Source organism: Herbaspirillum sp. NPDC101397, assembly GCF_044767325.1.
Lineage (GTDB): Bacteria > Pseudomonadota > Gammaproteobacteria > Burkholderiales > Burkholderiaceae_D > Herbaspirillum.
On record NZ_JBIWNS010000014.1, the window covers coordinates 39,952 to 51,690 of the forward strand.

Genomic DNA, 11,739 nt, shown 5'->3' on the forward strand with positions numbered 1-11,739 from the left:
CAATGCAGGTAGATTGAATTTAAATTTCATTTAAAGATGGGTGTTCTCCGAGAGTCTTCCCGATTCGAGGAGAACCCAAATAGCGATAAGGTTCATCATGGCGGGGCAACTTAACCCACATCTTCTTTTAGCCGTACCACTGGCGCCGTTGGCCGGTTCTGCGATCGCAGGCCTGCTCGGGACGAAGTTCTTCGGCAATGTAGTCGGCCGCAAGGTTTCGCACACGGCGACCATCCTCGGCGTGTTGATCGCACTGATCATTTCCGTCCAGACTTTGCTGGCGGTAGTCGACGGCGCGACCTACAACGGCACGCTGTACACCTGGATGACCGTGGCCGGCCTGAAGCTGGAAGTCGGCTTCCTGATCGACAGCCTGACCGCGATGATGATGTGCGTGGTGACCTTCGTGTCCCTGATGGTGCACGTCTACACCATCGGCTACATGAAAGACGATGACGGCTACAACCGCTTCTTCTCGTACATCTCGCTGTTCACGTTCTCGATGCTGATGCTCGTCATGAGCAACAACTTCCTGCAGCTGTTCTTTGGCTGGGAAGCAGTGGGCCTGGTTTCCTACCTGCTGATCGGTTTCTGGTACACCCGTCCGACCGCGATCAAGGCCAACATGAAGGCCTTCCTGGTCAACCGCGTCGGCGACTTCGGCTTTATCCTCGGCATTGGCCTCTTGCTGGCCTATGCCGGTTCCATGAACTACGGCGAAGTCTTCGCCAAGCGCGGCGAGCTGGCTCAGCTGACGCTGCCTGGCACCGACTGGATGCTGCTGACCGTGGCGTGTATTTGCCTGTTCGTCGGCGCGATGGGCAAGTCCGCCCAGTTCCCGCTGCACGTCTGGCTGCCTGATTCGATGGAAGGCCCGACCCCGATTTCCGCACTGATCCACGCCGCGACGATGGTGACTGCCGGCATCTTCATGGTGACCCGCATGTCGCCGCTGTTCGAACTGTCCGACACCGCCTTGTCCGTGATCCTCGTGATCGGCGCGATTACCGCGTTGTTCATGGGCTTCCTCGGCACCATGCAGACCGACATCAAGCGTGTGGTGGCGTATTCGACGCTGTCGCAGCTGGGTTACATGACTGTCGCGCTGGGCGCATCGGCTTACTCGGTCGCCGTGTTCCACCTGATGACGCACGCGTTCTTCAAGGCGCTGCTGTTCCTCGGCGCGGGTTCTGTGATTATCGGCATGCACCATGACCAGGACATGCGCAACATGGGCGGCCTGCGCAAGTACATGCCGATCACCTGGATCACCTCGCTGCTGGGTTCGCTGGCGCTGATCGGTACACCGTTCTTCTCCGGTTTCTATTCCAAGGACAGCATCATCGAAGCCGCTGCCGAATCGCATCTGGCGGGCTCCGGTTTTGCCTACTTCGCCGTGCTGGCCAGCGTGTTCGTGACCGCGTTCTATTCGTTCCGCATGTACTTCATGGTGTTCCACGGCGAAGAGCGTTTCGGCAAGGCTGACGCACATGGTCATGATGACCATCACGCTCCCGTTGCCGCACACGCTGCGCATGACGCTCATGATGCCCACGATGCGCACGGTCATGATGACCATGCACATGACGATCATGAACATCACGGTCTGGCCCCGGGCCAGAAGCCGCACGAGTCGCCGCTGGTAGTGACGCTGCCGCTGATCCTGCTGGCGATTCCGTCGGTCATCATCGGTTTCTTCGCGATCTCGCCAATGGTCTTCGGTGATTTCTTCAAGAACGTGATTTTTGTCGGCGAAAACCACAAGGCGCTCGAAGAGCTGGCGCACGAATTCCACGGTCCGATCGCGATGGCAGTGCATTCGCTGACATCGGCGCCGCTGTGGCTGGCGATCGCCGGCGTCGTGACGGCCTACTATTTCTACATGGTCAACCCGCGCGTCCCGGCCTGGTTCAAGGACAAGTTCAGTGCGATTTACACCTTGCTGGACAACAAGTACTACATGGACAAGTTCAATGATGTCGTGTTTGCCGGTGGCGCACGCTTGCTGGGCACCGGCCTGTGGACAGTGGGCGACAAGGGCCTGATCGACGGCCTGGTCGTCAACGGCAGCGCCAAGGTCGTCAACTGGTTCTCGAAAGTCACGCGCCTGTGGCAATCCGGTTACATCTACCATTACGCGTTCGTGATGATTATCGGGGTGCTGGGTTTCCTGGTTTGGTTCATGCCGTTTCCGTTTGGCAAATAAGCTGTAAGAAGATAACAACCATGATGCAGTCAACTTTTCCTCTCCTTAGCCTTGCGATCTGGTGTCCGGTCGCGTTCGGCATACTCGTCCTGGCCGTGGGCCGCGACGACAATCCATCCGTCGCACGCTGGCTGGCGCTGCTCGGCGCCGTCGTCAGCCTGCTGGTAACCATCCCTCTGGTCCTGCATTTCGATGCGGCCGCGCACGGTTACCAGTTCGTCGAGAAGACGCCCTGGATCGATCGTTTCAACATCAGCTATTTCCTCGGCATTGACGGCCTGTCGCTGTGGTTCATCCCGCTGACCGCCTTCATCACCGTGATCGTGGTGCTGGCCGGCTGGGAAGTGATCCAGAAGCGCGTCGGCCAATACATGGGTGCGTTCCTGATCCTGTCGGGCCTGATGATCGGCGTGTTCTCGGCGCTCGACGGCATGCTGTTCTATGTGTTCTTCGAAGCGACCCTGATCCCGATGTTCATCATCGTGGGTGTGTGGGGCGGCGCCAACCGCGTGTACGCGGCGTTCAAGTTCTTCCTGTACACCTTGCTCGGCTCGTTGCTGATGCTGATCGCGCTGATCTATCTGTACATCGTGTCCGGCGGCAGCTTTGAAATCCCGACATGGCATCAACTGCCGCTGTCGATGATCGAGCAAAAACTGCTGTTCTTCGCATTCCTGATGGCATTCGCAGTCAAGGTGCCGATGTGGCCGGTGCATACCTGGCTGCCTGACGCCCACGTGGAAGCGCCTACCGGCGGCTCGATCGTGCTGGCTGCGATCATGCTGAAGCTCGGCGCCTACGGTTTCCTGCGTTTCTCGCTGCCAATCGCTCCTGACGCCAGCCACGCGCTGTCCGGTTTCATGATCACGCTGTCGCTGGTCGCCGTGATCTACATCGGCCTGGTCGCGCTGGTGCAGCAGGACATGAAGAAACTGGTCGCGTACTCATCGATCGCCCACATGGGCTTCGTCACCCTGGGCTTCTTCATGTTCAACGACATGGCGGTGCAGGGCGGTATCGCACAAATGATTTCCCACGGCTTCGTGTCGGGCGCGATGTTCATGTGTATCGGCGTGCTGTACGACCGCATGCATACCCGTGAAATCGCCCAGTACGGCGGTGTGGTCAACAAGATGCCGCGCTTCGCTGCTTTCTTCATCCTGTTCTCTCTGGCTAACTGCGGCCTGCCTGCGACCTCCGGTTTCGTCGGCGAATTCATGGTGATCCTGGGCGCGGTCAAGTTCAACTTCTGGATCGGTCTGCTGTCGGCAACCGCCTTGATCCTGGGTGCGGCTTACTCGCTGTGGCTGACCAAGCGCGTGATCTTCGGCGCAGTGACCAATCACCACGTGGAAGAACTGACCGACGTCAACAAGCGCGAATTCTTCATCCTCGGCCTGCTGGCGATCGCAGTGCTGGTGATGGGTCTGTACCCGGCGCCGGTGACGGACACCATGCAGACTTCGGTCAGCGATCTGTTGAAGCATGTGTCGGTCTCCAAGATCGGCAACTAAGCAACTCAGGTAACAAAGCGTCGGCGCTGCTGCAGCACATGCACCATGTGGCACCGACGCCAGCAAGCAATTCGGTACGACGTTTCGAAACAGGCAGGGCAGGCGAAGTGCAGGCCCGGCTGAAAACGGCGGCAACGGTAAGCGGACAAAATACGCGGACGAAACTAAGCGGTAACTAAATGAACAACATGAATCTGATCCCTGTCTATCCGGAAATATTTCTGCTGATTGCGACCTCCGCAATCCTGCTGATCGATATGTTTTTGCCGGATGCAAAGCGCGTCATCACCTACGTGCTGTCCCTGCTGGCGCTGGTAGTCTGCGCAGTGCTGACCTTCACCAACTACGCAAGCGGCGAAACGGTCTACACCTTCAGCAACATGTTCGTCTCGGATCCGCTGTCGAGCCTGCTGAAACTGTTCTCCTACCTGGCCATCGGCCTGACGCTGATCTACGGCCGTCAATACAACTCCGACCGCGGCATCGTCGGCGGCGGCCACCTCGGCGGTGAATTCTACGCGCTGGCCTTGTTCGCGCTGCTGGGCCAGATGGTCATGATCTCCGGCAACAGCTTCCTGTCCATCTACCTGGGCCTGGAACTGATGTCGCTGTCGCTGTACGCGCTGGTCGCCCTGCGCCGCGACAACGTCGGTTCGACCGAAGCCGCGATGAAGTACTTCATCCTCGGCGCGCTGGCTTCCGGCTTCCTGCTGTACGGCATCTCGATGCTCTACGGCGCCACCGGTTCGCTGGAACTGAACGACGTCTTCCGCGCCATCGTCTCGGGCACTGTTGACCGCAACGTACTGGTATTCGGCATCGTGTTCGTGGTGGCCGGCCTGGCATTCAAACTGGGCGCGGTGCCGTTCCACATGTGGGTGCCTGACGTCTATCACGGCGCACCGACCCCGATGACGCTGCTGATCGGCGGCGCGCCGAAGCTGGCGGCGTTCGCAATGGTGTTCCGCATCCTGGTCGAAGGCCTGCTGCCGCTGGCGATCGACTGGCAACAAATGCTGATGGTGCTGGCCGTGCTGTCGATCATCGTCGGTAACGTGACGGCGATTGCACAGACCAACATTAAACGCATGCTGGCGTACTCGACCATCTCGCACATGGGCTTCATGTTGCTGGGCATGATGTCGGGCGTGGTCGACGGCAATCTGTTCCAGGCCGTCAACGCCTATAGCTCGTCGCTGTTCTATGCGATTACTTACGTGCTGACCACGCTGGGTACCTTCGGTGTGATCCTGCTGATGGCGCGCTCCGGTTTCGAAGCCGACACGCTCGACGATTTCAAGGGCCTGAACCAACGCAGCCCATGGTTTGCCGGCATCATGCTGGTGCTGATGTTCTCGCTGGCGGGCATTCCTCCGATGGTCGGCTTCTACGCCAAGCTGTCGGTGCTGCAAGCAGTGCTGGGCACCGGCCAGATCTGGCTGGCCGTGCTGGCCGTGGTGTTCTCGCTGGTGGGCGCGTTCTACTACCTGCGCGTGATCAAGAACATGTACTTCGATGATCCTGCCGACAGCGGCAAGATCACCGCCAGCTTCGACGTGCGTATTGCATTGAGCCTGAACGGTATCGCAGCGCTGGGCCTCGGTCTGTGGCCCGGTCACCTGATGGATGCCTGCACCAACGCCATCGTCACCACGCTGGCGACGTTCCTCAGCAAAGTCATCGCAGCGTAAAGCGAAGCCGCCAGTGAACGTCTCTCTGTTGAGCTGGTGTGTCATCGTGTTGGCGGTCCTGGCCGCCAACCTTCCTTTCCTCAATCAGCAGCTGTTCGCGCTGATCCCCCTGAGCAAGTCACCCGATTATCGCAAGCCGATATGGGTGCGCTTGCTTGAGCTGGTGGCCCTGTATTTCATCGTCGGCGCGCTCGCGCATGTCTTCGAAGCCAATATCGGCAATGCCTTTGCCCAGCGTTGGGAATTTTATGCCGTCACCGGCTGTCTGTTCCTGGTGTTGGCCTATCCGGGCTACGTTGCGCGTTACTTGCGCAAGAGCCACGCCTGAGCTGCTCCGGCCTGTGCCCGACACTTGTCGCGGCGACAAGATTTTCTTTCTCCATCCACGCTTATTGATTGCCTGATTCCCTATGGACGCACATCCGGACGCACATCTCAAAGAAAGCAAGGTAGACGGTAAGCTGGTCTACGAGGGGCATTTCCTCAAGGTTCAGTGCGACACGATCCAACTGCCTGATGGCAAGCACGCAATACGCGAACATATTCGTCATCCAGGCGCGGTGGTGATCCTGCCGTTGTTCGACGACGGCTCGGTGCTGCTGGAGCGTCAGTTCCGTTATCCGCTCGACCAGGTCTTCATCGAATTCCCGGCCGGGAAGATCGATGCCGGCGAAGACCATCTGGCCTGCGCCAAGCGCGAGCTGCAGGAAGAAACCGGCTATACCGCCACCGACTGGCAATTCGTCTGTACCATCCACAATGCGATTGCCTACTCGGACGAGCACCTGGACATCTACCTGGCGCGCGGCTTGACGGCAGGGGAGCGCAAGCTCGACGACGGCGAGTTCCTCGACATCTACAAGGCGCCGCTGTCGGAGTTGCTGGAGCAAGTCCGTCTGGGTAAGGTAACCGACGTCAAGACGGTCATCGGCGCGTTCTGGCTGGAGAAAATCATCAACGGTCAATGGACCTTGCCGGGCGCGTAATCGCTGGTCCGGATATGCCGCAAAAACAAAAGGCTTCGATACGTATCGAAGCCTTTTTCGTTTGCGCTGCCGAATAACTCAGCGTTGCGGCAGCGTTTTCAAAAAGTCGCCGACTTGCCTGGCATAGAATTTTGAAAAGCTCGTCGTCCCATGCCCACGCGTTTCCGCGCTCGCGGGTATCAGATACAACTCGGCGTTCTTCAACTGCTTCAAGGCCGCAATCATCGTTCCTGTCTCAGGCGGATTACGCTCGTCGTCGGCCGAATTGATCGCCAGCAGAGGCGCCTGGATGCGCGTCAGATTCGGCATGGCATTGAAGTCCGCCGACGATCCCCATTGATAGATGAAGTCATTGGCATCCGCCGTCACCGGCGCATTCAAACGGTCATCAACGATTTTGTCGGCCTGCGCGCGCGTCGGCGCCAGCGCCTGGTAGGCAAGGGTGCCGCCGGCAGTGGCGATGCCGAACATGGTGTTGGCCAGTCGCAGCGACGGCGGCTGCGTGGTGTAGTTGCCGCTGTTCCAGGCTGGATCCTGTTTGATCGATTCGACCAGCATGCGGCGCATCATCCAGTTGCGGCTCGCCATCTCGATCGGCTGCGAGGCCATCGGCACCAGCGCATCCATCATCGCCGGATAGGTTTCTCCCCACATCCAGGTCTGCATGCCGCCCATGGAATTGCCCATCACCAGGCGCAGGTGTTTGACACCAAGGCCTTCGGTCACCAGCCGGTATTGCGCCAGCACCATGTCGGCGTAATTGTATTGCGGGAATTTTGCGCGAAGTCCATCCGACGGTTTGGCCGATTTTCCGACACCGATGGCGTCCGGCATGATCACGTAGTACTTGCTCGCATCCAGCGGTTGTCCCGGACCCAGCATCTCACCGGCGAAATCCTTGGCGACCATGTCAGCGCCGCTGCGATAGGTACCGTGCAACAGCAGCACCGCCGGATTGGCCGGATCGCCGACGGTGATGTAATGCAGTTTGAAGTTGTTCAGCGTCTCACCGGTGTGGAAGGTGAAGGACGGCGCAATCCAGTCGGCTTCGCGCTGTTGCGGATAGCCGGCGGCATGGGCCGCAGTCGACAGCAGGGAAGATGAAAGCAGCAACGGGGCGATGATGCCCAGGGCAAGTCTCCGAATCATTTTTATAGTCCTCGTAAGAGAAGGTGTTCTTATGTGAAAGGCCATACTAAATGAAATTCGCTTGCCTCGCTGCGATGAGAACACTGAAACAAAAACGGCGCTTCGTTTGATCGAAGCGCCGTTTTTGCTTGAAGCGACAAGCCAATTACATATTCGAATAATTCGGCCCGCCGCCGCCCTCCGGCGTGACCCACACGATGTTCTGCGTCGGGTCCTTGATGTCGCAGGTCTTGCAGTGTACGCAGTTCTGCGCGTTGATCTGCAGGCGATCGGCGCTGTTGCCATTCCCTTCATCATTCTTCACGAACTCATACACGCCGGCAGGGCAGTAACGCGCTTCGGGCCCGGCGTACTTCGCCAGGTTGACGCCGACCGGTATCGTCGGGTCTCTCAGCGTCAGGTGGACCGGTTGGTCTTCGGCATGGTTGGTGTTGGAGATGAACACCGACGACAGGCGATCGAAGGTCAGCTTGCCGTCCGGCTTCGGATACGCGATCGGTGTGAAGTCGGAGGCCGGCTTCAGGCATTCGTGATCGGCGTGCGAATGATGCAGCGTCCATGGCGCCTTGCCGCCGAACAGCACCTGGTCGATGCCGACCAACAGCGTGCCGGTGTACAGACCCTTGCTCATCGACGGTTTGAAGTTGCGCGCCTTGTGCAGTTCTTCGTGCAGCCAGGACTTTTCAAACGCAGCGCTGTAGGCCGTCAGTTCGTCGAACTGGCGACCGCCGTTCAGGGCTTCAAACACGGCCTCAGCGGCCAGCATGCCGGTCTTGATCGCCGCATGGCTGCCCTTGATGCGCGATGCGTTCAGGAAGCCGGCATCGCAGCCGATCAGCGCGCCGCCCGGGAAGGTCAGCTTCGGCAATGATTGCAAGCCGCCGGCGGTAATCGCGCGCGCACCGTAGGCGAGACGCTTGCCGCCTTCGAAGAACTTGCGGATTTCCGGATGGGTCTTGTAACGCTGGAATTCTTCGTACGGCGACAGGTAAGGATTCTCGTACGCCAGGCCGACCACGTAGCCGACCGCGACCTGGTTGTTCTCCAGGTGGTACAGGAAGGAGCCGCCGTAAGTACCGCTATCCAGCGGCCAGCCTGCGGTATGCACGACCAGGCCGGGCTTGTGCATCTTCGGATCGATTTCCCAGATTTCCTTGATGCCGATGGCGTAGGTCTGCGGATCCTTGCCGGCGTCGAGTTTGTATTTGGCGATCAGCTGCTTGCCCAGATGGCCGCGCGCGCCTTCGGCGAAGAAGGTGTACTTCGCATGCAGTTCCATGCCCAGCTGGAACGCGCCGGTCGGTTCACCATGACGGTCCACGCCCATGTTGCCGGTGGCCACACCCTTGACGGAACCGTCGTCGTTGTAGAGGACTTCGGCAGCGGCGAAGCCGGGGAAGATTTCCACGCCCAGCGCTTCAGCCTGCTGGCCGAGCCAGCGCGTCACGTTGGCCAGTGAGATGACGTAGTTGCCATGGTTCTGGAAACAGGCTGGCAGCATCCACGACGGCGTCTTGTAAGCCTTGCTGGCGGAGAGGAAAAGGAAGCGGTCTTCGGTGACTTCGGTGTTGAGCGGCGCGCCGAGTTCCTTCCAGTTGGGGAACAGTTCGGTGATCGCCTGCGGATCCATGACCGCGCCCGACAGGATATGGGCGCCGACTTCGCTGCCTTTTTCCAGTACGCAGACCGAGACTTCCTTGCCGGCTTCTGCCGCCAGTTGCTTGATGCGAATGGCCGACGACAGGCCGGCCGGGCCGCCGCCGACAACGACGACGTCGTATTCCATTGCTTCGCGCGGCCCGTACTGCGCCAGCAAGTCTTGAGGTTGAGTCATGGAGTGTCCCGTATGGTTTTGGTTGGAATATTTTTGCGAACGATCGTGCTATTGTTCAATATTTTGCGAGAGAATGCTAGTCTGCAACGCAAATATGTTCGCGATGCCAAGTATTTTATGTGATTTCCCTCTTGTAAGTATGGAAATGGAATCCGCGCAGTCGATCCGAAACCGATAAGGAATAGGGCCGCAGCTGCCACAGCATCGCCAGGAAAGATGAAATAAATTCAACAATGAATGAATCGCTTTAGCCCGCAACGAAAGGCAAGCCCCGCAATGACAGACAAGATACTGATTCACACCTCGCGCATGGATGTGCGCTGGGGCGACATGGATGCCTTCAATCATGTCAACAACACCGTCTATTTCCGCTACATGGAACAGACCCGTATCGAGTGGCTGGAAGCCATCGGCGTTGGCATCGAGGCCGACGGGCTGGGCCCGGTGATCGTCAATGCGCACTGCAGCTTCCTGCGCCAGCTCAAGTATCCGGCCGACATCGAGGTCCGCATGTACGCGCAGCCTCCCGGCCGTTCCAGTGTGGAAACTACCTATGAAATCCGGCGTGTCGATCAGCCGGAAATCATTTATGCTGAGGGCGGCGCAAAGATCGTGTGGGTTAATTTCAAACAAGAAAAATCGGTTCCACTACCCGAAAGCATCCGTCAGACCCTGACAGGTTTGTAAGTTTCGAGAAAGGTAGATGGGACAGAATCAGCCCCGATACCGACGCTGCGGAGAACCTGCAGCAGAGGAGAGTTAGTCCACAACAAGATGGTCTGGCCACATAATTAAACCCAGGAGGAAGACAAATGACTTACAAGACCCAAGCTCTGGTTGCAGCAGCATTGCTGAGCCTTTCCCTTTCCAGCCAAGCTGCCGACCCGATCAAGATCGGCGTGTCCGGCCCGTTCACCGGCGGTTCCGCGCCGATGGGCGTGTCCATGCGCGACGGCGTCAAGCTCGCCGTGGCTGAAATCAACGCCGCCGGCGGTCTGCTGGGCCGTCAGGTGCAAATCGTTGAACGCGACGATGAAGCCAAAAACGAGCGCGGTGTGCAGATCGCACAAGAAATGATCAACAAGGAAAAAGTCGTCGCTACTGTCGGTTACGCCAACACCGGCGTGGCACTGGCTTCGCAGCGCTTCTACCAGGAAGCCAAGATTCCCGTGATCACCAACGTTGCCACCGGCTCCGTGGTCACCAAGCAGTTCGAAAAAGACAAAGACAATTACATCTTCCGCACTTCGGCCAACGATGCAATCCAGGCCAAGATGCTGGCTGACGAAGCCATCGACAAGCAAAAGTACACCAAGGTCGCGATTCTGGCCGACTCGACCAACTACGGTCAGCTCGGACGTGAAGATCTGGAAAAGGCCCTGGCCGCCAAGAAGATCACACCTGTCGCCATCGAAAAGTACAACCTCAAGGACGTCGACATGACGGCCCAGTTGCTGAAGTCCAAGCAAGGCGGCGCGCAAGTCGTGCTGACTTACGGCATCGGCCCTGAGCTGGCGCAGATCGCCAACGGCATGGAAAAGCTGAACTGGCACGTGCCTATCATCGGCAGCTGGCCGCTGTCGATGGGTAACTTCATCGACAACTCCGGCAAGAACGGCAACGGCGCACGCATGCCGCAAACCTTCATCCAGGACGGCGACACGCCAAAGCGCAAGGCCTTCATCGAAGCCTACCAAAAAGCTTACAAGGTTGACCGCATGCCATCGGCTGTTTCCGCAGCCCAAGGCTACGACTCGATCCTGTTGCTGGCCGCCGCGATCAAGCAAGCGGGCAGCACCGACGGCGACAAAGTCCGCGGCGCGCTGGAAAGCCTGAACACCAAGATTGAAGGCGTTGTCACCACGTACAACAAGCCATTCACGCGCGACGATCACGAAGCCATCAAGGCCAACATGGTCGTGATGGGCGAAGTCAAAAACGGCCGCGTCGTACTCGGCAAATAAATCTGACGGCAACGTAATTTGTCGTTAAAGCATAAAGGCCAGTCCTTGCGATCCGGGGACTGGCCTTTTTCGCAGAGTCTGTTGACGATCTTTTAACTTGTATCGGAAGTGACGGAAATGTCGCAGCGACGTCGGAACCGCATCGGCTGAACGGCCGCGTGTTCAACGTCGGGCAACGCGCAAGCCAAACCGGGCAGGGTGTAGCAAGCATATGCGTACTCCTACGCATATGCACAAGCAGGCCCGGTTTGCATAATCCTTCACCGCCCTACGGCGCAAAAAATCGCGGCACGCTCAACCCGCCATTCATTGGCAGCCGCTTCTTGGGTAGAAATAATGGATATTCTGTTACAGCTGGTTTTCAGCGGCATCGCGCTAGGCATGATCTACGCGGT

Annotated in this window: 9 protein-coding genes; 7 read left to right on the top strand and 2 right to left on the bottom strand. The window is 58.5% G+C overall.

Annotation, left to right across the window (positions count from 1 at the left end):
* Nucleotides 1-97 precede the first annotated feature (97 nt).
* From nuoL to ACIROW_RS23995, 5 genes are all read left to right on the top strand, one after another.
* Nucleotides 98-2,206 carry an NADH-quinone oxidoreductase subunit L gene (gene nuoL / locus ACIROW_RS23975; RefSeq protein WP_402279695.1) on the top strand — a complete coding sequence of 703 codons (2,109 nt, stop codon included), beginning with the start codon at nucleotides 98-100 and terminating at the stop codon, nucleotides 2,204-2,206.
* A 20-nt stretch (nucleotides 2,207-2,226) separates the two neighbouring features.
* Nucleotides 2,227-3,720 (top strand): NADH-quinone oxidoreductase subunit M, encoded by a 1,494-nt coding sequence (locus ACIROW_RS23980; RefSeq protein WP_029363018.1) that lies wholly within the window; start codon nucleotides 2,227-2,229, stop codon nucleotides 3,718-3,720.
* A 179-nt stretch (nucleotides 3,721-3,899) separates the two neighbouring features.
* A complete protein-coding gene (gene nuoN / locus ACIROW_RS23985) occupies nucleotides 3,900-5,411 on the top strand; it encodes an NADH-quinone oxidoreductase subunit NuoN (RefSeq protein WP_402279698.1) in 1,512 nt (503 codons plus the stop codon).
* Nucleotides 5,412-5,424: 13 nt separating this feature from the next.
* The gene (locus tag ACIROW_RS23990) at nucleotides 5,425-5,739 is read left to right on the top strand and encodes a DUF2818 family protein (protein WP_402279701.1); all 315 of its coding nucleotides are present in this window, start codon (nucleotides 5,425-5,427) and stop codon (nucleotides 5,737-5,739) included.
* A gap of 82 nt (nucleotides 5,740-5,821) precedes the next feature.
* Nucleotides 5,822-6,397 (top strand): NUDIX domain-containing protein, encoded by a 576-nt coding sequence (locus tag ACIROW_RS23995; protein ID WP_402279703.1) that lies wholly within the window; start codon nucleotides 5,822-5,824, stop codon nucleotides 6,395-6,397.
* 78 nt (nucleotides 6,398-6,475) lie between these two features.
* On the opposite strand, the gene ACIROW_RS24000 is transcribed toward ACIROW_RS23995, so the two are convergent.
* Nucleotides 6,476-7,546 carry an alpha/beta fold hydrolase gene (locus tag ACIROW_RS24000; protein WP_402279705.1) on the bottom strand — a complete coding sequence of 357 codons (1,071 nt, stop codon included), beginning with the start codon at nucleotides 7,544-7,546 and terminating at the stop codon, nucleotides 6,476-6,478.
* 145 nt (nucleotides 7,547-7,691) lie between these two features.
* Nucleotides 7,692-9,380 (bottom strand): electron transfer flavoprotein-ubiquinone oxidoreductase, encoded by a 1,689-nt coding sequence (locus tag ACIROW_RS24005; RefSeq protein WP_402279708.1) that lies wholly within the window; start codon nucleotides 9,378-9,380, stop codon nucleotides 7,692-7,694.
* Between the two features lie 276 nt (nucleotides 9,381-9,656).
* On the opposite strand from ACIROW_RS24005, the gene ACIROW_RS24010 reads away from it, so the two are divergent.
* Complete coding sequence (locus ACIROW_RS24010; RefSeq protein WP_116433127.1) at nucleotides 9,657-10,067, top strand: thioesterase family protein; 411 nt, start codon at nucleotides 9,657-9,659, stop codon at nucleotides 10,065-10,067.
* 125 nt (nucleotides 10,068-10,192) lie between these two features.
* Entirely contained in the window at nucleotides 10,193-11,344 is a 1,152-nt protein-coding gene (locus ACIROW_RS24015; RefSeq protein ID WP_402279711.1) for an ABC transporter substrate-binding protein, read from the top strand.
* Nucleotides 11,345-11,739: the final 395 nt, after the last annotated feature.